Consider the following 25301-nt stretch of genomic DNA (forward strand, 5'->3'; position numbering starts at 1 on the left):
CATCTGGAGCGTTGCGGCGGGCGCTTCACTATAACGCAGCTGCCGACGCCAATCGCCATAATGAGAACCAGACCACCTTTGCCGCCATCTTGAACCGGACGGGCAAGTGATAGCATGCCGCCAGCATAACGCTGCACGTGATTGTCGCAGCGCTCAGGAAGCAGACATGTCGGACCAGGAAGAACTCAAACAACACTTCGCGCAGCGGGTCATTCACCAGGCCCGGGAAGTGCTCGAAGTCTGGCAACAGGTGCAACGCAACGAGTGGAATGCTTCCTATCGCGCCGCCCTCGCCGAAGCCAATCAGCGGCTGCAGCGTTTTGCCGGGCGCTTCGACCAGGCCGAGCATCATCAACTTGCGCTGGAGATAGAGGACTGTCTCGGCGATATCGATGACAATCGCGGTCGCCTGTCCAGCGATATCATCGCCACCCTCAGTCAGTTGATCTACCGGCTCGCCCGCACCGGCCTGCGCAACGGCGATTCGCGCGGCCCGGCCGCCCACACCCCCTCCCTGAACAAGCCGGTCTATATCGCCCTGGACGACCACGAGCGCGCCAGCCATATCGTACGCCAGCTGGAATTCTTCAGCATGAGCGCACAGGCCTTTGCCAGCGACCACGAGTTCCGCGCAGCGATGCACCTTCGCCATCCGGCAGCCATCGTCATGGATGTCGACTTCAACGGCGCCGGCGAGGGACTCAGACTGGCCGAACGCGTGCAGCAGGGGCTGGAAGAAAAACTGCCGCTGATCTTCTTCAGCCAGCAGGACACGGACACGCCCACACGCCTGGCGGCTGTACGCGCTGGCGGGCAGGAGCTTTTCATCGAATCTCTGGATGCATCGAGCCTGCTGGAAAAGATCGAGATCCATACTCGAACCGCCTACTACGAGCCTTTCCGGGTACTCATCATCGATGACTCGCGCGCGCAGGCGACGCATACCGAGCGCGTCCTGAACAACGCCGGAATCATCACCCGAACGCTCAACGAGCCGATTCTGGCGATCAGCTATCTGGCCGAGTTCCAACCGGACCTGATCATTCTCGACATGTACATGCCCGAATGCATGGGCACCGAACTGGCCAAGGTAATTCGCCAGCACGAGCGCTACGTCAGCGTACCGATCATCTACCTGTCCGCCGAAGACGATCTGGACAAGCAACTCAGTGCGATGAACGAAGGTGGCGACGATTTCCTGACCAAACCGATCAAGCCCAGCCATCTGATCGCCACCGTGCGCACCCGTGCCGAGCGAGCGCGCAACCTCAAGGCCCGAATCGTTCGTGACAGCCTGACCGGTCTCTACAACCACACCCACAGCCTGCAGTTGCTCGAGGATGCCAGCACGCGGGCACAGCGCGACAACAGCCCCCTGTGTTTCGCCATGGTCGATATCGATCACTTCAAGCAAGTCAACGACACCTACGGGCATCCCATGGGCGACCGGGTGATCAAGAGCCTGGCGCTGTTTCTCAAGCAGCGCCTGCGCAAGACCGACTGCATCGGACGTTACGGTGGCGAGGAATTCGCCGTCGTGCTGCCCGACACCACGCAGGAAAACGCCTGCCGGGTACTCGACGAGATTCGCCAGCGCTTCTCGGAAATCCGCTTTCCGGCGCAACCTGCCGATCTGTCCTGCACCTTCAGTTGCGGCATTACGCAACTCACACCCAGCGCCGATGTGAAAATGCTGACCCAGCAGGCCGACGAAGCCCTGTACCGCGCCAAGAACGCCGGGCGCAACCGTGTCGAGGTCTTTCCGCTGTCACGTAACTGACATCAGATAGCCATATATTGCGGGCCTCCTACTCATCCGGAGGCCGGCATGCGCCTGAAGTCGCTCACAACAGTCAACACGCTGCTGCTCGTTGCCATCTGCCTCGCTCTGGGCGCCACGCTCTGGTGGTCGGAGCGTGCGCTGGAGCGCCCCTATCAGTTGATGGAGCGCTATCTTGGTATTTCCCAGCAGTTTGAGCAGCCTGTCGCCGGCAATATCCAGGGTTATCTGGCCAGCGGTGATGCGCTGCAGCACAGCGCGGCACTGCAGGCGCTGGACACCCTGGCAAGCGACATCTCCGCCCTGCCCACCCAGTTCGCCGAACGCCTGATACCCAGCCTCGAACAGCTCAGCCAGTTCACCGCCAGCGAACTGCTGGCAGCTGGCAAGCTGGCCGGTGATCCGCAGGGTCTGCTATTGCAGGCCGAACGTGAAATGATCGCGGCACTGGCGCAACTGCAGCAGTATGCCGAACAGAGCGATCAGCCGAGCGCAGCGGCCTACCAGAGCACGGTATTCGAAGCCAGCCGCCAGCTGCTACGTCTGAGCCATGCACGCGGCAGACTGGTTGCCAGCGGCCAGGACGCACTGGCCGCCGAGGCCGAGCAGGCTCTGCAAAGGCTGAACAGGGAAATCGCCACCCTCCAAACCCTGCCGCTGCTTGGCATCGCCACAGAACAGCAATCCGGCAGCAGCACCTTCGCCGCTCTGCTCGACCTGCAGGGCAGCGAACAGGCCGAACAAGTCAGCGAAGACAAGGGCATCGCGCTCAAACGCGATATCGCCAGCCTGCTCAAGCGCTACCCTGGCGAACTGCGCCGCACCCAGGAACTGATCGGCCAGCGCAGCCAACTGTTGGCCAGCAGCGAGCAGCGGATTGCCATGCTGCAGCAGGCACTCGCGGAACTGGAGCCCGTCGTTCGCGCCGAACACGGGCGCATCCAGGCGGAAGTACGCCTGATTCAGGGCACCATCATCGTCCTGATATTGCTTGTCGCCTTCGCCATCGATCGCCTCCAGCGTCACTTGACACGCGCATTGGGACAACTGGCACCCGCCCTGCACGCCTGGGCCCAGGGCGATTTCGGGAAAACCGTCCAGCTCGGCTCGAAGACGCCGGAAATGATCGAAATCGAAACCTCACTGAACCAGTTGAGGAGTTACCTGGTAACGCTGGTCGGCACCTTGCGCCAGCATGCCCAGGAGGTTGCGGGCAACAGCGGCAGCCTGGCTCAGATGAGCAATGACCTGTACCAGGCCGCTACCCGCCAGACCAGCGATACCGCACAGATTCGCGACTCGCTGGGCGAACTGGAGGCGACCATCCAGAACGTCGCCGACGGCGCCGGGCAGACTGCCGAAGCCAGCCGTTCAGCCAGTCAGGCCGTTGCCCAAGGGCAACAGGACATCAGCCAGAGCCTCACGGGCCTGCAGCATCTGGTCAGCGAAGTGCAGGGCAATGCGCTGGCCATCGAGCGTCTGGCCGACGAAACCAACACCATCGGCAAGGTGCTGACCGTCATCCGCTCCATCGCCGAGCAGACCAACCTGCTCGCCCTGAACGCTGCCATCGAAGCGGCCAGAGCCGGCGAGCAGGGCCGTGGCTTTGCCGTGGTGGCCGACGAAGTGCGCACCCTGGCGCAACGCACCAGCGGCGCCACCGAGGAAATACAGCAACTGATCGGCAACCTGCAGAAAACCGCGAATCAGTCAGTGGAGGCCATGCGCGTGCAGGTCGAGCACGCCACGGCCACTGCCGAACTGGCCGAAACCGCCGACCTGGCGCTGGACCAGATCGTCGCCACCATCGGCACCATCGAACACATGGCCGAGCAGATCGCCCAGGCCACCTCGCAACAGAGCGGCGCCGTCAGTGAAATCCGCAGTCACAGCGAACACATCCATCAACTGGGCGACAGCAACCTCGGCCACATCAGCCGTGGCCGTGAGCAGAGCGAACAGATGCTGCGCCTGGCCAATGACCTGAACCAGACGACACAGACGTTTCGGGTGTAGCTGCAAGCTAGCGTAGGGTGGATGTCGCTTTTTACATCCACCGAGGCTCCGCTCGTCGGGTCGATGAAGCGTGACCCGACCTACATCTGATGACCTCCACCTGTAGAGCCGAATTTATTCGGCCAAAGATGCGCAGTTCGTAGCCTGGATTAGCCGAAGGCGTAATCCGGGTTTCCGAAGGCGTAATCCGACGATCCGATGGAGTAACCCGACGCCTCCGTTATCGAGGAACAGGCTTGCCGCGCCCCTTGCCCGCCGGCTTCGCCTTGCCCGCACCTGCCGCAGCCTTGCGCCGGGCCTCGGCGGCGGCCTTGGCCTGCTCGCGCTTGTCCCAGGCGTTGCCGTCGTGGCTGCGCGGCGGCAGGCCGTTGTGCTGTGTGAGAATCTGCCCGCCCTGCCCGGCTTTCTTGCTGCCGACCGGTGTGGAGTTCTTGCGACGGGCGCTGTGATAGCCATCCACCGCCGGCTGATGAGCCGGGATCAGCTGGTGCTTGCCACTACCGATCAGATCGCCACGGCCCAGGCGCAGCAACGCCTCGCGCAGCATCGGCCAGCCCTTGGGGTCGTGGTAGCGCAGGAAGGCCTTGTGCAACCGGCGCTGCTCCTCGCTCTTGACGATGGTCACCTCCTCGCTCTTGTAGGTGACCTTGCGCAGCGGGTTCTTGCCGGTGTGGTACATGGCCGTGGCGCTGGCCATCGGCGAAGGATAGAAGGCCTGCACCTGGTCGGCGCGGAAACCGTTGGCCTTGAGCCACAGCGCGAGGTTCATCATGTCCTCGTCGGTGGTGCCCGGATGCGCGGCGATGAAGTAAGGGATCAGGTATTGCTCCTTGCCCGCCTCCTTCGAGTACTTCTCGAACATCCGCTTGAAGCGGTCGTAGTTGCCGATGCCCGGCTTCATCATCTTGTCCAGCGGGCCTTTCTCGGTGTGCTCCGGAGCGATCTTCAGGTAGCCACCGACGTGGTGCGTGACCAGTTCCTTGACGTACTCCGGCGACTCCACCGCCAGGTCGTAGCGCAGGCCGGAAGCGATCAGAATCTTCTTCACGCCGGGCAGCACGCGAGCCTTGCGGTACAGTTCGATCAGCGAGCTGTGGTCGGTATCGAGGTTCTCGCAGATACCCGGGAACACGCACGACGGCTTGCGGCAGTGCTTCTCGATGTCATGGCTCTTGCACGCCAGGCGGTACATGTTGGCGGTCGGCCCGCCGAGGTCGGAGACCACACCGGTGAAGCCGGGCATGCCGCGCATGGCCTCGATCTCGTTGAGGATCGATTCGTGCGAGCGGTTCTGGATGATCCGTCCCTCGTGCTCGGTGATCGAGCAGAAGGTGCAGCCGCCGAAGCAGCCGCGCATGATGTTCACCGAGAAGCGGATCATCTCGTAAGCCGGGATCTTCGCTCCGCCGTAGTCCGGATGCGGCACGCGGGCGAAGGGCGAGGCGAACACGTAGTCCATTTCCTCGGTGGTCAGCGGGATCGGCGGCGGGTTGAGCCAGATGTCCTGGTCACCATGACGCTGCACCAGCGCGCGGGCGTTGCCGGGGTTGGTTTCCAGGTGCAGCACGCGGTTGGCATGGGCGTACAGCGCCGCATCGTTGCGCACCTTCTCGAACGACGGCAGGCGGATCACCGTACGGTCGCGCTCGATCTTCGGATTGGGCAACAACTGGACGACTTTCGCCTCGTTCGGATCCTCGGCAGGGCCCTTGTCCTTTTCGATGGCGCAGGCCTGCAGGTCCTGGGTGCTGACGTAGGGGTTGATGATCTGGTCGACCTTGCCCGGACGATCGATGCGCGTCGAGTCGATCTCGAACCAGCCCTCGGGAGTTTCCTTGCGGATAAAGGCGGTGCCGCGCACGTCGGTGATCTCGCCGATGGCATCGCCGCGCGCCAGCCGCTGCGCCACCTCGACGATGGCGCGCTCGGCGTTGCCGTAGAGCAGGATGTCGGCGGTGGCGTCCATCAGGATCGAACGGCGCACCTTGTCCGACCAGTAATCGTAATGGCCGATGCGCCGCAGCGACGCCTCGATCCCGCCCAGCACCACCGGGACGTGCTTGTAGGCTTCCTTGCAGCGCTGGCTGTAGACCAGGCTGGCGCGGTCGGGCCGCTTGCCGGCCAGGCCACCCGCGGTGTAGGCATCGTCGGAACGTACCTTGCGGTCGGCAGTGTAGCGGTTGATCATCGAGTCCATGTTGCCGGCGGCGATACCGAAGAACAGATTCGGCTCGCCGAGCTTCATGAAGTCGTCTTTGCTCTGCCAGTCCGGCTGGCTGATGATGCCGACGCGAAAACCCTGGGCTTCCAGCAGCCGACCGATGATCGCCATGCCGAACGAGGGATGGTCGACGTAGGCATCGCCGGTGACGATGATGACGTCGCACGAATCCCAGCCGAGCTGATCCATCTCCTTCCTGCTCATCGGCAGGAACGGCGCCGGACCGAAACATTCGGCCCAGTATTTGGGATAGTCAAACAAAGGCTTGGCGACGTGCATGGCGAAAAACCGGGGCAACGAAAACGGGCGCGGAATATAGCACAAAAAATGACCAGCATGTCCCAGCACAGAGGTCGGAAATCGTAGGGTGGATGTCGTTTTTTACATCCACCGTTCCGCCCGGTGGATGAGCTTCGCGTCATCCACCCTACACGGCTAATGCCAATCCCTCGTCAGGCTTTTTCGTCCAGCCTCCAGCCTCAAGCGCTTCTACGGGCGTTAAAAGACGTATCTGCGCGGCACTCGCTGCGTCACCTTGGTGAGCAATTCGTAACCGATGGTGCCGCTCGCCCGGGCCACTTCGTCGACAGGCAGCTGCGCGCCCCAGAGCTCCACCGCATCGCCGATGGCAGCTTCGGGAAGGTCGGTCAGGTCGATCGCCAGCATGTCCATCGACACCCTGCCCGCCAGCGGCACGCGCTGGCCGCGAACCACGACGGGCGTACCCGATGGCGCATGACGCGGATAGCCGTCGGCATAACCGCAGCTGACGGTGCCGATGCGCGACGGGCGCTGCGCCACCCAGGTCGCACCATAGCCGACGCTGTCGCCGGCGGGCACGTCGTGCATGGCGATCACCTCGGCGGTCAGCGTCATGGCCGGGCGCAACCCCAGTTCGGCGGCACTGCGTTCGGCGAAGGGCGAAGCCCCGTAGAGCATGATGCCGGGGCGCAGCCAGTCCATATGCGCCGGCGCCAGGGTCAGCACGGCGGCGGAGTTGGCGAAGCTGCGCTGATCGAAGGCGAACCCCTGCATGCCGTGGCAGCGCTCCAGCTGATGATCGGTGAGTGCGTGCAGATGCTCATCGGCACAGGCGAAGTGGCTCATCAGGTTGACCTCCGCCACCTGCGGCGCGCCGCGCAGACGCTCTGCCCAGCGCTGCAGCTCGGCAGGCTCGAAACCCAGCCGGTGCATCCCCGAATCCAGCTTGAGCCAGACATTCAGCGCCCGTACCGGCGGGCAGTCCAGCAGCCGCTGCGCCTGCGTGGCACCCTGCACCGAGATATCCAGCCCCAGCGCCATGGCCGCCGCATAGTCCTCGGTATCGAAACAGCCTTCGAGCAGCAGCAGACGGGCTTCTGGCGCCTGTTCGCGCACCACGCGCGCCTCCTCGACGCTGCACACGGCGAAACCGTCAGCCTCCTCGCGCAATGCCGCAACCACCGCCGCAGCCCCATGACCGTAAGCATCGGCCTTGACCACCGCAAAAGCCTGCCGACCCGGCGCGCAGCGTTTCGCCAGGGCATAGTTGTGACGAATGGCGGCCAGATCGACCGTGGCAACGAGGGGACGCATGGGAGAGTTCCTGCACAGCGAAGGTGAAGCGGAATCTTACTCTTATTGAGCAAGAGGCTGGACAGGGGGCGGGCTTTTGCCAAATCCAGGCCAAGCTTTTCTGCTGGCCTTGCCTCCGCTCGTCGGGCCGGTGAGGCATGACCCGACCTACAACAGCGCTGCGTCAAGCTTTTCGCGGGCCGAATTAGCCGAAGGCATGATCCGACGAGCAAAGTGCCGATATTTGCAGCACCTGACCGCCCGCACGATAAAGAAGCCCCAACACCCCTGCCTTTCCGTCCCGCCTTTCAGCCTCCAGCGCTTTTATCGGCTTTCCGCCTTATTCATCATCGAACTGGTAGCTGCCCGGCGCGAGGTTCTCGAAGCGCGAGTACTTGCCGAGGAAGGCCAGGCGCGTGGTGCCGATGGGGCCGTTCCGCTGTTTGCCGATGATGATCTCGGCCACGCCCTTGTATTCGGTTTCCGGGTGATACACCTCGTCCCGGTAGACGAACATGATGATATCGGCGTCCTGCTCGATGGCCCCCGATTCACGCAAGTCGGAGTTGACCGGACGCTTGTTGGGGCGCTGTTCCAGCGAGCGGTTGAGCTGCGACAGCGCCACCACCGGGCAGTTGAATTCCTTGGCCAGGCCCTTGAGCGAGCGGGAAATCTCGGAAATCTCGTTGGTGCGGTTGTCGCCGCTGGAACCGGGAATCTGCATCAGCTGCAGGTAGTCGACCATGATCATGCCGATATCGCCGTGCTCGCGCGCCAGGCGCCGGGTGCGGGCGCGCATTTCCGAAGGGGAGATGCCGGCGGTGTCATCGATGAACAGCTTGCGGTCGTTGAGCAGATTGACCGCCGAGGTCAGACGCGGCCAGTCGTCGTCGCTGAGCTTGCCGGTCCGCACCTTGGTCTGGTCGATCCGCCCCAGGGAGGCCAGCATACGAATCACGATGGAGTCGGCAGGCATTTCCAGCGAGTAGACCAGAATCGCCTTGTCGGAGCGCAGTACGGCGTTTTCCACCAGGTTCATCGCAAAGGTGGTTTTGCCCATGGACGGGCGCCCCGCGACGATGACCAGGTCCGCCGGCTGCAGGCCGCTGGTGGCCTCGTCCAGATCGGTGAAGCCGGTCGACAGACCGGTAATCGCTTCGCCGGCATTGAACAGCGAGTCGATGCGGTCGATGGCCTTGACCAGGATATCGTTGATGCCGATGGGCCCGCCGGTCTTGGGCCGCGCCTCGGCAATCTGGAAGATCAGGCGCTCGGCTTCGTCGAGGATTTCTTCGCCGGTTCGTCCCTGCGGGGCATAGGCGCTGTCAGCGATTTCATTGCTGATGCCGATCAGCTGGCGCAACGTGGCCCGCTCGCGAATGATCTGCGCATAGGCCTTGATATTGGCCACCGAAGGCGTGTTCTTCGCCAGCTCACCCAGGTAGGCAAGACCGCCTACCTGCGGCAGATGACCTTCCTTGTCCAGCTGCTCGGACAGGGTCACCACGTCGAAGGGCGAATTGCGCTCGGCCAGGGTAAAGATGGCGCGGAAGATCAGGCGATGATCGTGGCGATAGAAATCGCCGTCGGAGACCTGGTCGAGCACGCGCTCCCAGGCATTGTTGTCCAGCATCAACCCACCCAGCACAGCCTGTTCGGCCTCGATGGAATGCGGCGGCACCTTGAGTGCGGCGGTTTCCAGATCGTATTGCTGAGGGATGCTGATGTCGTTCATGGCACTCGAATTCTTTGCATTACAAAAAAACAAAAGGCACGTCCCACTCGCGTGGAAACGTGCCCGATGTTACTCGCCGGGCACCCGAGGTGCCAGACGACGGCCAGTATCAGCCAGCGATCACGATCAGCTTCACGGTCGCTTCAACGTCGCTGTGCAGGTGCACGGCTACGTCGTACTCACCAACCTGACGGATGGTGCCGTTCGGCAGGCGGATTTCGCTCTTGGCCACTTCCACGCCAGAGGCAGTCAGGGCGTCGGCGATATCGTGAGTACCGATGGAACCGAACAGTTTGCCCTCATCGCCCGCGGTAGCGGTGATGGTGACTTCCAGCTCGGCCAGCTGAGCAGCGCGCGTTTCGGCAGAAGCCTTGCGCTCGGCAGCAGCTTTTTCCAGGTCGGCACGACGCGCTTCGAACTCGGCGATGTTGGCTGCCGTTGCAGCAGTAGCCTTGCGCTGCGGCAACAGGTAGTTGCGACCGTAGCCAGACTTGACGTTTACCTTGTCGCCCAGGTTGCCCAGGTTCGCGACTTTTTCCAGCAGGATGACTTCCATTTGAGTCTTACCTCTTAACTTTTAACCTTCACCGTTCGCAGGCCCCGCATCGTCATCACGAGATGCCCGACCGCGAAAATCAAACAAACTGTCGACAATGGCCATCACGGCCAGTAACGGATAAATCACCTGCATGAACAGCACCAGCGTGACATACAGCCCCACCAGCCAGAACCGCTGCATCCGGCCCTGCGACACCAGCCCGTGAAGCAGCGCGACACCGGCAAACACCAGCGGAACACTGCAGAGCGGCGCCAGCATCGCCATCTGTACGCCCAGGCTCGGCCCGAACAACATGCCCGCCAGGAGCAGCATTGCCAGCACTGGCGGAAAGCGCAGTGCGCGGAACTCGAGCCCGAAACCACCGGGGTTGTACAGCAGCGCCTGCCAGTAACGCCCAAGTATCAGGCTGAGCAGAGTAACGATCTGCAGTAGCGCCGCCAACAGACCGGTCAGGACCGGTATCAGCAACGCCTCCAGCCGCGCCTGCTCTTCAACCGAGAGCTGCTGATAGGCTTGCGACAACATGTCGGGCAGCACTTTCTGCAACTCGCTCGCCAGCGTCGCAATCGGCTCACCGAATACCGCACCAAGCGCTACGGCATACAACAGCCCGAGGCCCACACTGCACAGCATCACACGGGGCCAGGCATTCTGACTGCGCAGCAATAGCGCCAACCCGAAGGTTCCCAGCAGCACCAGCAGCGTTCGCGGATCACCGAAATACCACCAGGCCAGTGCGGGCAATACAGCCCAGACCAGTACACCCAGCGCGTCGTTCAGCCCGCGGCGCAACAGCACCAGGCTACCTGCAGCCGCACACAGCCAGAACAACATCGGCAATGCCGCAGAGCCAGCCACCACAACGATGGCTTGCATACGGCCGCGCATGATGAATTCAGCCAGGGCGCGCATGCGATCTATCCTTACCTTTTACTGTCGAACAGCTCGATCAACGACCGTGGCTGTCAGTGTAGGGCAACAGGGCCAGGAAGCGGGCGCGCTTGATAGCGGTGGCCAGCTGGCGCTGATAGCGTGCTTTGGTTCCGGTGATACGGCTTGGAACAATCTTGCCGGTTTCGGAAATGTAGGCCTTCAGCGTGTTGAGATCCTTGTAATCGATCTCTTTCACGTCTTCAGCGGTGAAACGGCAGAACTTACGACGACGGAAAAAACGTGCCATGAAATAGGCTCCTCAATAGACCCGTGGATTACTCGTCAGCGTTGTTGTCGCGGCTGTCGCTGTCACTGTCATCGCTATCGTTGACATTGTCAGATTCAGGGCGATCACGACGCTCGCGGCGCTCGCTACGGTTTTCCTCAGCCTTGAGCATCTCGGACTGTTCGGTCACGGCTTCGTCGCGACGGATGACCAGGTTACGGATGACGGCATCGTTGTAACGGAAGTTGTCTTCCAGCTCAGCCAGTGCCTTGCCGCTGCACTCGACGTTCAGCATCACGTAGTGAGCCTTGTGGACGTTGTTGATGGCGTAAGCCAGCTGACGACGACCCCAGTCTTCCAGGCGATGAATCTTGCCGCCGTCTTCTTCGATCAGCTTGGTGTAACGCTCCACCATGCCGCCAACCTGCTCGCTCTGATCGGGATGGACCAGAAAGATGATTTCGTAATGACGCATTGTTGCTCCTTACGGGTTGCAGCCTGCCGCACTACGCGGATCAGGCAAGGAGTGAAAAGTGTGTTGCCTTGCCAGCCAGAGAGGCGCGCAAACGCCTGCCATCCGGGCAAGGGGCGCAATTCTAGAGAAGCCCGGCCTGCCGCGCAAGGCGATCTGGTGATTATTTAACCAGCCAGGCTTTCAGTACCCGGCAGCTACCCGTTCGACACGGATATTTTCCAGCAGGGTTCTGACCTGATGGATGTCATAGGGCTTGAGCATGGTTCGCAAGCCTTCCAGGCCTTCCTTTCGCACATCGACCTCATAACCCGAGGCAATCACCACGCTCAGCGTGGCATCGCGTTCACGAGCCATGCGCACCAGCTCGATACCGCTCATGCCGGCCAGCCCGACATCCGTCAGCAGCACATCGAAATGCTGCTGTCCGAGCCGCTCCAACGCAGCCTCGGCCGACTCGCACAGGCATACCGCATGACCGAGCTCATCCATCACCTCGCCGGTAAGCATGCGCAAGGTGGGATCGTCTTCGACGAAAAGAATCTTCAGACCTTCGCTCGCCTCTGCCACTGCCTGGACGGCAGCAGGCGTGTGCCGCTGATCGTACTCTCCAGGCTCAGGCGGGCTTCCAGCCTGAACGACATGCGCCGGCAGATAGACACGCACGCAGGTGCCCCTGCCCTTCTCGCTTTCCAGCACGACGAAGCCACCACTCTGCCTGACGAAACCATAGACAACGCTCAGCCCCAGCCCGGAAGCGCTGGCGCCGCGACGGGTAGTGAAGAAGGGCTCGAACGCATGCTCCAGCACCTCCTGACTCATTCCCTCGCCCTGATCGATCACGCAGAGTTCCACGTACTCTCCGGCCTTGACTCCCGGCTGGCCGGCAAGCCGATCGGCATCGAGCAAGCAATTGCGCGCGCGCAGGCTCAACACACCGCCATGAGCCATGGCCTCCCGCGCATTGGCGACGAGGCGCAGAATTGCGCCCTGCAGATTGCTCGCATCGACAAAAACCGGCCATAGCCCCGGCTGGACATCGAGCCTTACAGTTAGAGCGCTCCCTGGCGTAGCGCCCGACCACTCCTCCGCGCGCCCAATCATCTCGGCAAGATCCACCCTCTGCGGCTGCAGAGGCTGCCGACTGGCAAAAGCCAACAGCTGCGAAGCAAGGCGCGCGCCCATGTCTACACCATTTGCAGCCGACCCCAGACGCCTTTGCGCCGCTTCGTCAGCACCCAGACTGCGCCGCAGCAGCTGCAGGTTGCCACCGATGATCTGCAGCATGTTGTTGAAATCATGGGCGATACCTCCCGTGAGCTTGCCGATCGCCTCAAGCCTTTGCGACTGCACCGACGCAGCCTGGGATGTCGACTGCTCCAGCTCGCCATGCAGCGAGTCGCGCGCATGCCTCTGCAGCTCGGCCATATCCTCGATGCACTGCAGGATGCTGCCGGTATTGCCTTGCAGGTCCGGTATCGGGGTATGCGTCATACGCCAGCAAGAGTCCTTACGAACGGCGCCGACTGCAACGCCCTGACCGGTGACCGACAGGGTATCCGGCGCTCCCGAGGCAAAAACCCGCGCGACGGAGGCCAGACAATCATCGACCATGGCCTGGGAAAGCTGCAGATCGATGGCAAGCACATCCTGAACGCGCCGCCCAAGGATGCCCTGGGCATCACGCGCGACCAGCTGCAGGTAGGCCGTGTTGGCATCGATAATGACCCGATCACGATCCAGCAACAGATAGGCGTTTGGGGAAATCCTGAACAGCGTCTCGAAAGACGGGTATTGCGGCATACAGCCTCCATGATGCGTGCCTGAGACGGCTCAGTGACAGATAGCGAGCGACGGCCTTGGCCAGAGCCAAAGGGGAGCGATGACGCGACAACCGCGCCTTAATTCGGATAATGGACAGCGGCAGAAGGCTTCCGTTGCGAACGGGAGGAAAATCAATCCAGGCGACGCAGGAACGCTTGTCAAACGCTTTGAAAACCTGCCGAGCCTGGCACTCGCCATTGCAGACCGCTGAAAAAAAGCTTCTTTTTCAACGGCCTGCTAGCGCCCTAGCCCGAGCGGCGTTGACGTAGCGCCTCGAACAGGCAGACGCCGGTGGCGACCGAGACGTTGAGGCTGCTGACACTCCCGGCCATCGGCAGGCGCACCAGGAAATCGCAATGCTCACGCGTCAGACGCCGCATCCCCCTGCCCTCGGCGCCCATCACCAGCACGATCGGCCCCCGAAGGTCCTGGTCATAGATCTCCTGCTCGGCTTCACCCGCCGTGCCGACGATCCACAGCCCGCGCTGCTGCAGCTTCTCCAGGGTTCGCGCAAGGTTGGTGACCGCAACCAGCGGAATCACTTCCGCCGCGCCACAGGCCACCTTGCGCACCGTGGCGTTGAGGGTGGCCGACTTGTCCTTGGGGATGATCACCGCCAGCGCACCGGCGGCATCGGCCGTACGCAGGCAGGCGCCAAGGTTGTGCGGATCAGTCACACCGTCGAGCACCAGCAGCAAGGGCGTGCCCTCGGTGCGGTCCAGCAGCTCTTCGAGCATCGCATCGCCCCAGACCTGGCTGGGGCTGACATCGGCCACAACGCCCTGATGAACACCCTCCACCCAGGCATCCAGCTCGCGACGCTCACATTGCCCGACACGAATCCTCGACTGTTCGGCCAGCTGGATCAGCGTCTGGACCCGCGGATCGTCACGCCCCTCCGCCAGCCAGACCTGCTTGACCCGCTTGGGGTGATGACGCAGCAGCGCCTCTACGGCGTGCAAGCCGTAGATTTTCTCAAGATCGCTCATGGCTTGGCCTTGCGCTTGCCCGCCGCGCCTCCATCCGGCCTGGCTGACGACTTGCCGCCAGCCTTGGGTTTCTGGCTGCCACGCCTGGACTTGCCGCCGTCGGACTTACCGCCTTTCGCGTCCCCAAGCAGCGCCTTTTTCATTTCGTGGCTTTTACGAACATCAGCGCTGACGGACTCCTTCTCCCTGGCAGAAGCCCCCGCAGCACCTTTCCTGCCGCGTCCATCCTTGCGCTCGCTGCCGGCATCAGCCGCCCCACGCTGGCCGATGCCAGTCTTGCTACCGCCGCCGATCAGTTCGAAATCGATCTTGCGTTCGTCGAGATCGACGCGCATCACCCGCACTTCGACGCTGTCGCCCAAACGGAAACTGCGCCCGCTGCGCTCACCCGAAAGGCGGTGATGCAAAGGATCGAAGTGGTAGTAATCGCCCGGCATGGCCGTCACGTGCACCAGGCCCTCGACGTAGATATCCGTCAGTTCGACGAACAGCCCGAAGCCGGTTACAGCCGTGATCACGCCAGGAAAGTTCTCACCCACCCGGTCCTTCATGAACTCGCACTTGAGCCAGTTCACCACGTCACGAGTGGCCTCGTCGGCACGCCGCTCGGCCATTGAGCACTGCTCGCCGAGCTGCTCCAGCGCCGCCTCGTCATAGGGATAGATACGCGCCTTGGGCATGCTGGTCGCGCCTTCACGGCGCACATGCGAGGTCTCGCGACGCGAGCGGATCACACTGCGGATGGCACGATGGATCAGCAGGTCGGGATAGCGCCGAATGGGCGAGGTGAAGTGCGCGTAAGCCTCGTAATTGAGGCCGAAGTGGCCATTGTTGTCCGGGCTGTAGACCGCCTGGCTGAGCGAGCGCAGCATCACCGTCTGGATCACATGGAAATCGGGGCGACCCTGAATATGCTCCAGCAGCGCCTGGTAATCCTTGGGCGTCGGCCCTTCCTTGCCCTTGTGCAGGCTCAGACCCAGCTCGCCGAGGAAAGCGCGCAGTTTCTCCTGACGCTCCAGTGGCGGACCGTCATGCACGCGATACAGGCCGGGAATGTCATGATCCTGCAGGAAGCGCGCAGTCGCCACGTTGGCGCAGAGCATGCACTCTTCGATCAGCTTGTGCGCGTCGTTGCGCTCGGTGGGCTTGATCGCCGCGATCTTGCGCCCGGCGCCGAAGACGATTCGCGTTTCCTGCGTTTCGAAATCGATGGCGCCACGGGTATGGCGCGCCTTGAGCAGCACCTTGTACAACGCATGCAGGTGCTTGAGATGCGGCAGCACGTCGGCGTATTCCGCGCTCAGCTGCTTGCCCTCGGTGCTCTTGGGCTGTTCGAGCATGCAGCTGACCTTGTTGTAGGTCAGCCGCGCATGGGAATGGATCACCGCTTCGTAGAACTGATAGTCGGTCATCTTGCCCGACTTGCTCAGGGTGATTTCGCAGACCATCGCCAGCCGGTCCACTCCGGGATTGAGCGAGCAGAGGCCGTTGGACAGCGCCTCGGGCAGCATCGGCACCACGCGCTCGGGGAAATACACCGAGTTGCCGCGCACCTCGGCCTCCTTGTCGAGTGCCGAACCCACCTTCACGTAATGCGAAACGTCGGCAATGGCGACATACAGGCGGAAACCGCCGGTCAGCAGCTTCCAGCCACCGGGCTTCTCGCAGTAGACCGCATCGTCGAAATCGCGCGCATCTTCGCCGTCGATGGTAACGAAAGGCAGGTGGCGCAGATCGACGCGCTTGTGCTTGTCCTTCTCCTCCACTTCGGGCTTGAGCCGGGACGCTTCTTTCAGCACCGCCTCGGGCCAGACATGCGGAATGTCGAAGCTGCGCAGGGCCACATCGATTTCCATGCCCGGCGCCATGTAGTTGCCGATGACTTCGACGATATCGCCCTGGGGCTGGAAGCGCTGGGTCGGCCAGTGGGTGATTTTCACCTCGACGAACTGGCCCGGCTTGGCATTCATCGACCGCCCTGGCGTGACCAGCACTTCCTGCTGGATCTTGGGGTTGTCGGCCATGACGAAGCCGATGTCGCTTTCTTCCTGGTAGCGCCCGACGATGGTTTCGTGAGCACGACTGATCACCTCGACGATGGCGCCTTCACGGCGTCCACGGCGATCCAGGCCGGCCACCCGGGCCAGAGCGCGGTCGCCATCGAATACCAGGCGCATCTGCGCGGGGCTGAGGAACAGGTCGTCGCTGCCATCATCGGGAATCAGGAAACCGAAGCCGTCCCGATGACCGCTGATACGGCCACACACCAGGTCCAGCTTGTCTACCGGGGCATAGGTGCCACGCCGGGTGTAGATCACCTGACCGTCGCGCTCCATCGCACGCAGGCGGCGCCGCAGCGCCTCGATGTCTTCTTCGGAGCTCAGCCCGAACTCTTCTACCAGTTGCTCGCGCGCGGCTGGCGCGCCACGCTCGCTCAGATGCTGGAGAATCAGCTCGCGGCTGGGAATGGGGTTTTCGTACTTTTCCGCTTCACGCGCGGCCTCGGGATCGAGGGATTGCCAATCGGCCATTAAGAGATGTCACCTTTCATTCATTTATAGAGGCAGAACGCCCTGTATCTATTGAAGCGCGAAACGGGCCGCGGCGGCAGCTTTCGAACAATTTTTTTTTACCCGACGGGGCTTTACAAGGTACAACCTCGCCCGTATAGTTCGCGCCCACAATGTCCGGTAGACGTTGTAACACGGAAACGAAGAAGCAACATCGTTTTGCAGTGCCCAGGTGGCGGAATTGGTAGACGCACTAGGTTCAGGTCCTAGCGGTGGCAACACCGTGGAAGTTCGAGTCTTCTCCTGGGCACCACTCTTCGATAACACTGTTTCCGCGTGATTGAAAAACGAAGCCTGTCGACTTCGACCACAATCGACAAGAAAGTCGATGAGCAATCATCGCAATGTGCCCAGGTGGCGGAATTGGTAGACGCACTAGGTTCAGGTCCTAGCGGTGGCAACACCGTGGAAGTTCGAGTCTTCTCCTGGGCACCACTCTTCAGAAAAAACCGAGCCACTGGCTCGGTTTTTTCGTTTCAACCCTTCCTCTTCCCCTTCGCCATCAACTGACCCGAAGACCTCCTCAAGCCACTGAACGCAAAAGACCGCCCGAAGGCGGCCTCTGCTCAAGCAGCGCTATCAGCTCAGGCGTAAGGATGGCGCAGCACGATGGTCTCGTTGCGGTCCGGCCCGGTGGAGACGATATCCACCGGCGCCTCGATCAGCGTCTCGATGCGGCGGATATAGGCACGGGCATTGGCCGGCAGCTCGTCCAGGCTCTTGGCGCCAACGGTCGACTCGCTCCAGCCCGGCATTTCCTCGTATACCGGCTGCAGACCGTCGTAACTGTCGGCATCGGTCGGCGCATCGACCAGCACCTCGCCATTGCGATCCTTGTAGGCCACGCAGATACGGATGGTTTCAAGGCCGTCAAGAACATCGAGCTTGGTCAGGCAGATACCCGAAATGCTGTTGATTTCGATGGCGCGGCGCAGAATGACCGCATCGAACCAGCCGCAGCGACGCGCACGACCGGTGGTCGAACCGAACTCGTGACCGCGCTCGGCCAGGCGCGCACCGACATCATCGAACAGCTCGGTGGGGAAAGGCCCTGAGCCGACGCGCGTGGTATAGGCCTTGGTAATACCGAGAATGTAATCCAGGTACAGCGGACCGAAACCCGAGCCGGTGGCTGTGCCGCCAGCGGTGGTGCTGGAGCTGGTGACATAGGGATAGGTGCCGTGGTCGATATCCAGCAGGGAGCCCTGGGCGCCCTCGAACATGATGCGCGCACCCTGCTTGCGCAGCTCATGCAAGCGTGCCGACACATCGGTCATCAGCGGCTTGAGCACCTCGGCGTAAGCCAGCGCCTCATCCAGCGTCTTCTGGAACTCGACCGGCTCGACCTTGTAGAAATTCTGCAGAATGAAGTTGTGGTATTCGAGCAGCTCGCGCAGCTTGACGGTGAAGCGCTCCGGATTGAACAGATCGCCGATGCGCAGGCCGCGACGCGCCACCTTGTCCTCGTAGGCCGGGCCGATGCCGCGTCCGGTGGTGCCGATCTTGCCTTCCGAACGCGCCGCCTCGCGCGCCTGATCCAGCGCCACATGATACGGCAGGATCAGGGTACAGGCCGGGCTGATGCGCAGACGCTCGCGCACCGGCACGCCCTTCTCTTCGAGCTTGGTGATCTCGCGCATCAGCGCATCGGGCGCAACCACCACGCCATTGCCGATCAGACATTCGACATTTTCGCGCAGGATTCCGGACGGAATCAGGTGCAACACGGTCTTTTCACCGTCGATGACCAGCGTATGCCCGGCGTTGTGGCCACCCTGAAAACGAACCACGGCAGCCGCCTGGTCGGTCAGCAGATCGACGATCTTGCCCTTGCCCTCATCACCCCACTGGGTGCCCAGGACCACGACATTCTTACCCATAAACCTATGCCCTCTTCGGCGAAGCAGACCGGCCACAACAACCGGTGAAATATCGGAACCAGCCCAGCGCGATCGCGCGCGGCCGCTATCAGGACGCCAGTGGCGCCACCGTCCAGGTGTCTTCCTTCAATACCAGTTGGCGATCACAGCCAACCGACGGCGCAGTCTCGCAGGCCTGCCCATCCAGCGCCTGAACCACTCGCTCGCCCTGCCCGCGCAGCCGGCAGATGGCCTGCCACAACGCCGGATCGGCACTGTGCGGCGCCCAGATGCCCGTCACGGGCGCGGCAAGTTCGGCGTTACCAAGACCGACCAGCGTCTTCAGGTCCGTCGAGAAGCCGGTCGCCGGACGCGCACGACCAAAATCCGCGCCGATATCGTCATAACGACCGCCCTGGGCAATCGACTGCCCCATGCCCGGCACGAACACGGCGAACACCACGCCGGTGTGATAGTGATAACCGCGCAGCTCGCCCAGATCGAAATACAGCGGCAGGCCCGGATAGCGCTCTGCCAGGCAGTCAGCTATATGCGTCAGACCTTCCAGCGCTTCGAGCACCGCAGCCGGAGCGCCTGCCAGGGTTTCACGCGCCGCATCGAGCGTCTCGCGCCCACCACACAAGCGCGCCAATGCGCGCAACATACCTGCCAATACCGGCTCGACTTCGACCGTGAGCCGGATGATTTCATCCATAGCCTTGCGCTGCAGCGCATCGAACAGGCGCTGCTCGGCATCCCCGGACAGACCTGCCGCACGCGCCAGGCCACGATAGATGCCCACATGACCAAGGTCCATGTGCACGTCGGGCACATCGGCCAGGCGGAGGGTTTCCAGCATCAGGCTGATCACCTCGATATCGCTGGACGCGCTGCTGTCACCATAGAGTTCGGCGCCCAGCTGGATCGGGCTGCGCGACGTGGCCAGCGCCTGCGGTTTGGCATGCAGCACGCTGCCGGCATAACAAAGGCGGCTCGGCTCTTCGCGGCGCAACGTATGCGCATCCACCCGCGCCACCTGCGGCGTGATATCGGCGCGCAGGCCCATCTGCCGACCGGACAGAGGGTCGATGACCTTGAATGTTTTCAGATCGAGGTCCTGCCCCGCACCAGTGAGCAGCGACTCGAGAAACTCCACATGCGGAGTGATGACCAACTCGTAGCCCCAACACTGGAACAGATCCAGCACGCGGCGGCGTGCGGTTTCGATACGTCCCGCCTCGGGCGGCAGCACCTCTTCGATGCCATCTGGCAGAAGCCAGCGATCTACCGTTGCCATTTCGCCAATCACCCCTCGATACGGCAAGCCTAGTCAAGCAGACGAACACCGGGCTACAGCCTGAGCTGGCCAACGGTCGCGTGCGATTGTGTTTGAAGCATGGCGCCAGTGCCACGCCCCGAAAGGGTCGACATGCTGCCCGATGCGGATCAGCCTGTTTTCCACAGGGGCGCAGACGCAAAAAAGCCGGGTTTCCCCGGCTGGCGAATCATAGCAACGTTTTGCCAACGGGTCACCCGGAGGACGGTATCGTCCTGCCGGATGGAGGCCATCGGAGCCCGTCACTGATTCGCGGTTGCCGACTCCAGGTAGCGGAAGAAATCGCTCTTGGGATCGAGCACCAGCACGTCTTCCTTGCTGGCGAAGCTGTCACGATAAGCCTGCAGGCTGCGATGGAAGGAGTAGAACTCGGAATCCTGCCCATAGGCTGCGGCATAGATCGCCGCCGCCTGCGCATCACCATCACCGCGCAGCTCCTCAGCCTCACGGAAGGCCTCGGCGAGCAATACACGGCGCTGACGATCGGCGTCGGCACGAATACCTTCGGCCAGCTCCTTGCCTTTCGCCCGATGCTCACGCGCCTCGCGCTCACGCTCCGAACTCATACGCTCGAACACGCTGCGGTTCACTTCGCGAGGAAGATCGATACCCTTGACGCGCACGTCGACGACTTCAATACCCAGCTCCTGCTGCGCCGCACGATTGAGACTGTTGGTGACCATCCCCATCAGCTCATCACGCTGACCCGATACCGACTCATGCAACGTGCGCTTACCGAACTGGTCACGCAGTGCCGCTTCCAGACGACGAGCCAGCCGCTCATCGGCAATCTGCTTCATGCCGGATGTCGCGGTATAGAAGCGCTCGGCATCATCCACTCGCCATTTGGCGTAGGAGTCGACCATCAGCGCTTTCTTTTCCAGTGTCAGGAAGCGCGAAGTGGTGCTGTCCAGCGTCATCAAACGCGCGTCGAACTTGCGCACGCTGTTCACGTAGGGAATCTTCATGTGCAGGCCCGGCTTGACGTCAGGCTCGACGATCCGACCGAAGCGCAGCATCACCGCACGCTCGGTCTGCGAGACGATATAGAAGCTGTTCCACAGCACGATCGCCAGCACCACACCCACGATAAGGGCGGTCAGAGACTTGTTACTCATTAACGGGCCTCCCTTGTACGCATCTCACGCGGGTCGAGTTCCGGCGGCAGGCGCGTGGCCTGGGTCGAAGCCGACGACACGCTTGCCGTGGAGGAACGCTCGGCGCCACTGCGGCTGTTGATCATCTTGTCCAGCGGCAGATAGAGCAGGTTGTTCTGCCCGCTCTCGCCGGTAACGAGAACCTTGCTGGTATTGCTCATGACTTCCTGGATGGTTTCCAGGTACAGGCGCTCGCGCGTCACCTCCGGCGCCTTGCGATACTCGGCGACCAGCTTGGTGAAACGATCAGCCTCACCCTGGGCACGAGAAATCACCGCATCGCGATAACCGCTGGCCTCCTCGAGCATCCGCTGGGCCTGACCGCGCGCCTCGGGAATCACACCATTGGCATAGGACTCGGCCTGGTTCTTCTCGCGCTGCTCATCCTCGCGCGCCCGGATCACGTCATCGAAGGCCTCCTGCACTTCACGCGGCGCAGCCGCACTTTGCAGGTTGACCTGAGTAACGAGGATGCCGGTGGCATAGTTGTCGAGGAAGCGTTGCAGGCGCTCCTTGACTTCCGCCGCCATGGCCTCACGACCCTCGGTCAGCACCTGGTCCATCGCCGTGGAGCCCACCACGTGGCGCACGGCGCTATCGGTTGCGTGCTGCAAGGAAGCCTCAGGATTGTCCACGTTGAGCACGAAGGACTGCAGATTGCTGATCTTGTACTGAACGGTCAGCGGCACCTCGATGATGTTCTCGTCTTCGGTCAGCATCTGCCCCTGCTTGCTGTACGAACGCTCACGGGTGACGTTGGCCTGGAACTTGCGATCGAAGGGCGGGAAATAGATATTCAGACCCGGCCCGACCGTTTCGTGATACTTGCCCAGGCGCAGCACGACAGCCTGCTCCTGCTCATCGACGATATAGATCGCACTGGACAGCCAGACCGCCAGCAGCAGCACCAGACCGACCCAGACCAGAACGAAACCACCACGGCGGCCACCGCCGCCCGACGACGAACCACCGCCACGTTTCCTGCCGCCGAACATGCCGTTGAGGCTGTCCTGCAGTTTACGGAAAGCCTCATCCAGATCCGGTGGACCTTTCTGATCGCCACCGCCACCACCGCCGCGACGACCACCGCCACCACTGCCCCAGGGATCCTGGTTATTCGAGTTGCCACCCGGCTCATTCCAAGCCATAGCGCTCTCCATTCCAAAAAAGCTAAAGACGCGCCAGAAGCGCGACCGCCAATGCTACCGAAAGCCCGATCCAAACGGCTCAAAAGCCGCCCGAGCTTTATTGCAAAGTGTGTTGCTCCAGGAACTGCTCCGTATCGAAACCTTCCCGACTGATCAGGCGCCGCAGCTCGACGCGCTGCACGCGAACATCCAACAGGCTACCACCCTCCTCGTCATGAGACTCGGATTGCACCGCACCCAGCCCGAACAACTGTGCCCGCAGCCGCCCGAGGCTCTGCGGAAGCCGCATCGTTCCGACGAACAGGTCATCGCCAAGCAACTCGGCGACAGCCTGCTTCAACAGATCCAGCCCCAGCCCCATCTGAGCCGAAATCCAGACCCGCTGCGGCACCCCATCGGCGTTGCGCTGGATCTGCGGCTCGATACCCTCAAGCAGATCCACCTTGTTGTACACCTCGAGAATCGGCAATTCGTTCGCGCCAATCTCCGTCAATACCGCCAGCACCTGCTCGATCTGCTCGTCACGTTCCGGCTCGTGCGCATCGATCACATGCAGCAGCAGGTCGGCATTGCTCGACTCTTCCAGCGTAGCCCGGAAGGATTCGACCAGCTTGTGCGGCAGATGCCGAATGAAACCTACCGTGTCGGCCAGCACCACCGGCCCCAGGTCCTCGAGTTCGAGACGGCGCAGGGTGGGGTCGAGGGTGGCGAACAGCTGGTCGGCGGCATACACCGTTGATTCGGTCAGGGCATTGAACAACGTGGATTTGCCGGCGTTGGTGTAGCCGACCAGTGATACCAGCTGAATATCGGCGCGCCGACGCCCGCGACGCGCCTGTTCGCGCTGCCCGCGTACCTTTTCCAGGCGCTGCTTGATCTGGCGAATGCGCACCCGCAGCAGGCGTCGATCGGTTTCCAGCTGGGTTTCACCCGGGCCGCGCAGACCGATACCGCCCTTCTGCCGTTCAAGGTGAGTCCAGCCACGCACCAGCCGCGTACTCATGTGCTCAAGCTGAGCCAGTTCGACCTGCAGCTTGCCCTCGTGGGTGCGCGCCCGCTGGGCGAAGATATCCAGGATCAGGCCGGTTCGATCGAGCACACGGCACTCGAGCGCACGCTCGAGGTTGCGCTCCTGGCTGGGTGTCAGCGTGTGATTGAAGATGACCAACTCGACCTCGCCCTCACGGACGAGATCATGCAACTCCTCGACCTTGCCGCTGCCGATCAGAAACTTGGCCGACGGCTGGTGCCGAGCCACATTGACGAAGCCAACGGTTTCGGCGCCTGCCGAGCGCACCAGCTCCTGAAACTCCTGAGGGTCTTCACGCGCCGCTGGATCCTGGCCATCCAGATGCACCAGGATAGCCCGCTCACCACCACCGGGACGTTCGAAGAACAAAGAAGGCTCCCTTTAGTCGTTACCCGACTCGGATTCATCGGCATCGCCGGCAGCCGGCAGACGCACGGGACGGCCCGGCACGACAGTGGAAATCGCATGCTTGTACACCATCTGGCTGACGGTGTTCTTAAGAAGAATGACGAACTGGTCGAACGATTCGATCTGGCCCTGCAGCTTGATGCCGTTGACCAGATAGATGGAAACCGGAACACGCTCCTTACGCAAAGTGTTCAGGTAAGGGTCTTGTAGCGAATGCCCTTTTGACATGTGCCGCACTCCTTAGAGGATCTTTTTCATTTAGTTTTTAGAATCAAACACAGCCGACCCGTTGTTCTGAGGATAGCCGGTCAAATCGCAGTGTCAGCTCAATATGGTGAGCCTATTCAAGTATTTCAATGCTCGCGGCAGATTGTCGCAGGCCGAACTTTCCAGCCAGTGAATCCCCTCCCACCCTCGTAGCCAGGTCAACTGGCGCTTGGCCAACTGCCGGGTGGCGATGACGCCACGCTGCACCATCTCATTCCTTGAGCAGTCGCCGTCCAGATAATTCCAGACCTGCCGGTAGCCTACTGCACGCATGGAAGGCAGCTCGGCATGCAGATCGCCACGCCCGCGAAGGGCTTCGACCTCTTCGACGAAGCCGTGTTCAACCATTTGCACGAAACGCTGCTCGATACGCCGATGCAGGACCTGCCGCTGGGCAGGTGCGATGGACAGTTGCGCCACAGTATAAGGCAAGACACCGAGCTCTGGCGTGCCGGCTCCGGCTTTTTGCAACCTTTGCCGGGCACGATGCTCGCTCATGCTGATGCCGCTGACCCGGTAAACTTCCAGCGCCCTGACGAGACGCTGAGGGTCGTTGGGATGAATGCGCGCAGCCGATTCGGGATCGACCGCCGCCAGTGCCTGATGCAGCGCTGCCAGGCCTTGCGTCTGCGCCTGCCTCTCCAGCTCGGCACGCACCTCGGGATCGGCTGCCGGCATGTCGGCCAAGCCTTCGCTCAGCGCCTTGAAGTAGAGCATGGTGCCACCGACCAGCAACGGGATTCGCCCCGCCGCCGTGATTTCAGCCATGGCCGCCAGCGCATCGCTGACGAATTCGGCCGCCGAATAGCTCTGCGCCGGATCGCGGATGTCAATCAGCCGATGCGGGAATTCGCGCAGCACCTCGGCTGATGGTTTCGCCGTGCCGATATCCATGCCCCGGTAGACCAGGGTCGAATCGACACTGACCAGATCACAGGGCAACACACGGGCAAGCTCCAGCGCCAGGTCGGTCTTGCCGGCCGCGGTAGGGCCCATGAGGAAGATGGCGGGGGGAAGCTGGGGCATGGAGGGGATATTCACAACATCAAAGGACGCATAGTTTCGAGCTGCAAGCTGCAAGCTGCAAGCTGCAAGCTGCAAGCTGCAAGCTGCAAGCCAGCGTAGGGTGGAATGTCGCTTTTTACATCCACCGGGGTTCCGCTCGTCGGGTCGATGAAGCGTGACCCGACCTACAACTGACGACCGCCACCTGTAGG

General features: G+C 62.1%; 19 protein-coding genes and 2 tRNA genes. 4 read left to right on the forward strand and 17 right to left on the reverse strand.

Annotated elements, in window-relative coordinates; all coding sequences use genetic code 11:
* Positions 1-166 precede the first annotated feature (166 nt).
* Together ACYCFC_RS12895 and ACYCFC_RS12900 are read left to right on the forward strand one after the other, a co-directional pair.
* Positions 167-1780: a diguanylate cyclase gene (locus tag ACYCFC_RS12895; protein ID WP_459651829.1), complete on the forward strand. Its 1614-nt coding sequence runs from the start codon at positions 167-169 to the stop codon at positions 1778-1780.
* Positions 1781-1828: 48 nt separating this feature from the next.
* Positions 1829-3796, forward strand: coding sequence for a methyl-accepting chemotaxis protein (locus tag ACYCFC_RS12900; RefSeq protein ID WP_459651830.1), 1968 nt, complete (start codon positions 1829-1831; stop codon positions 3794-3796).
* A gap of 220 nt (positions 3797-4016) precedes the next feature.
* On the opposite strand, the gene ACYCFC_RS12905 is transcribed toward ACYCFC_RS12900, so the two are convergent.
* The 10 genes from ACYCFC_RS12905 to rnr form a co-directional block, all read right to left on the reverse strand.
* The gene (locus ACYCFC_RS12905; RefSeq protein WP_459651831.1) at positions 4017-6296 is read right to left on the reverse strand and encodes a YgiQ family radical SAM protein; all 2280 of its coding nucleotides are present in this window, start codon (positions 6294-6296) and stop codon (positions 4017-4019) included.
* 219 nt (positions 6297-6515) lie between these two features.
* Positions 6516-7592, reverse strand: coding sequence for an alanine racemase (gene alr / locus ACYCFC_RS12910; RefSeq protein ID WP_181083056.1), 1077 nt, complete (start codon positions 7590-7592; stop codon positions 6516-6518).
* Positions 7593-7911: 319 nt separating this feature from the next.
* Complete coding sequence (gene dnaB / locus ACYCFC_RS12915) at positions 7912-9306, reverse strand: replicative DNA helicase (RefSeq protein WP_181083055.1); 1395 nt, start codon at positions 9304-9306, stop codon at positions 7912-7914.
* Between the two features lie 109 nt (positions 9307-9415).
* Entirely contained in the window at positions 9416-9862 is a 447-nt protein-coding gene (gene rplI, locus ACYCFC_RS12920) for a 50S ribosomal protein L9 (RefSeq protein ID WP_181083054.1), read from the reverse strand.
* 21 nt (positions 9863-9883) lie between these two features.
* On the reverse strand, positions 9884-10777 hold the full coding sequence (locus ACYCFC_RS12925) for a hypothetical protein (RefSeq protein ID WP_459651832.1): 894 nt from the start codon (positions 10775-10777) through the stop codon (positions 9884-9886).
* Positions 10778-10814: 37 nt separating this feature from the next.
* On the reverse strand, positions 10815-11045 hold the full coding sequence (rpsR, locus tag ACYCFC_RS12930; protein WP_181083052.1) for a 30S ribosomal protein S18: 231 nt from the start codon (positions 11043-11045) through the stop codon (positions 10815-10817).
* A gap of 28 nt (positions 11046-11073) precedes the next feature.
* Positions 11074-11499 (reverse strand): 30S ribosomal protein S6, encoded by a 426-nt coding sequence (rpsF, locus tag ACYCFC_RS12935; RefSeq protein WP_181083051.1) that lies wholly within the window; start codon positions 11497-11499, stop codon positions 11074-11076.
* 180 nt (positions 11500-11679) lie between these two features.
* Entirely contained in the window at positions 11680-13299 is a 1620-nt protein-coding gene (locus tag ACYCFC_RS12940; RefSeq protein ID WP_459651833.1) for an ATP-binding protein, read from the reverse strand.
* Positions 13300-13565: 266 nt separating this feature from the next.
* Positions 13566-14309 (reverse strand): 23S rRNA (guanosine(2251)-2'-O)-methyltransferase RlmB, encoded by a 744-nt coding sequence (gene rlmB, locus ACYCFC_RS12945; protein WP_181083049.1) that lies wholly within the window; start codon positions 14307-14309, stop codon positions 13566-13568.
* Positions 14306-16840 (reverse strand): ribonuclease R, encoded by a 2535-nt coding sequence (rnr, locus tag ACYCFC_RS12950; protein ID WP_459651834.1) that lies wholly within the window; start codon positions 16838-16840, stop codon positions 14306-14308. The genes rlmB and rnr overlap by 4 nt, the downstream gene beginning before the upstream one ends.
* Positions 16841-17045: 205 nt before the next feature.
* On the opposite strand from rnr, the gene ACYCFC_RS12955 reads away from it, so the two are divergent.
* Both ACYCFC_RS12955 and ACYCFC_RS12960 read left to right on the forward strand, forming a co-directional pair.
* Positions 17046-17132 (forward strand) — tRNA-Leu (locus tag ACYCFC_RS12955).
* 95 nt (positions 17133-17227) lie between these two features.
* Positions 17228-17314 (forward strand) — tRNA-Leu (locus ACYCFC_RS12960).
* A 149-nt stretch (positions 17315-17463) separates the two neighbouring features.
* Here ACYCFC_RS12960 and ACYCFC_RS12965 read toward each other — a convergent pair.
* From ACYCFC_RS12965 to miaA, 7 genes are all read right to left on the reverse strand, one after another.
* Positions 17464-18759 (reverse strand): adenylosuccinate synthase, encoded by a 1296-nt coding sequence (locus ACYCFC_RS12965; RefSeq protein ID WP_181083047.1) that lies wholly within the window; start codon positions 18757-18759, stop codon positions 17464-17466.
* A gap of 88 nt (positions 18760-18847) precedes the next feature.
* Positions 18848-20035: an ATP phosphoribosyltransferase regulatory subunit gene (locus tag ACYCFC_RS12970; RefSeq protein WP_459651835.1), complete on the reverse strand. Its 1188-nt coding sequence runs from the start codon at positions 20033-20035 to the stop codon at positions 18848-18850.
* A gap of 281 nt (positions 20036-20316) precedes the next feature.
* The gene (hflC, locus tag ACYCFC_RS12975) at positions 20317-21192 is read right to left on the reverse strand and encodes a protease modulator HflC (protein WP_181083045.1); all 876 of its coding nucleotides are present in this window, start codon (positions 21190-21192) and stop codon (positions 20317-20319) included.
* Complete coding sequence (gene hflK / locus ACYCFC_RS12980) at positions 21192-22379, reverse strand: FtsH protease activity modulator HflK (protein WP_459651836.1); 1188 nt, start codon at positions 22377-22379, stop codon at positions 21192-21194. Before hflK ends, hflC begins: the two co-directional genes overlap by 1 nt.
* Positions 22380-22476: 97 nt before the next feature.
* Positions 22477-23778 carry a ribosome rescue GTPase HflX gene (hflX, locus tag ACYCFC_RS12985; RefSeq protein ID WP_181083043.1) on the reverse strand — a complete coding sequence of 434 codons (1302 nt, stop codon included), beginning with the start codon at positions 23776-23778 and terminating at the stop codon, positions 22477-22479.
* A 12-nt stretch (positions 23779-23790) separates the two neighbouring features.
* On the reverse strand, positions 23791-24045 hold the full coding sequence (hfq, locus tag ACYCFC_RS12990; protein ID WP_037023690.1) for an RNA chaperone Hfq: 255 nt from the start codon (positions 24043-24045) through the stop codon (positions 23791-23793).
* 93 nt (positions 24046-24138) lie between these two features.
* Positions 24139-25110, reverse strand: a complete 972-nt coding sequence (gene miaA / locus ACYCFC_RS12995) for a tRNA (adenosine(37)-N6)-dimethylallyltransferase MiaA (RefSeq protein ID WP_459651837.1) — start codon at positions 25108-25110, stop codon at positions 24139-24141.
* Between the last annotated feature and the right edge of the window lie 191 nt (positions 25111-25301).

This window comes from Stutzerimonas sp. NM35 (assembly GCF_054604355.1).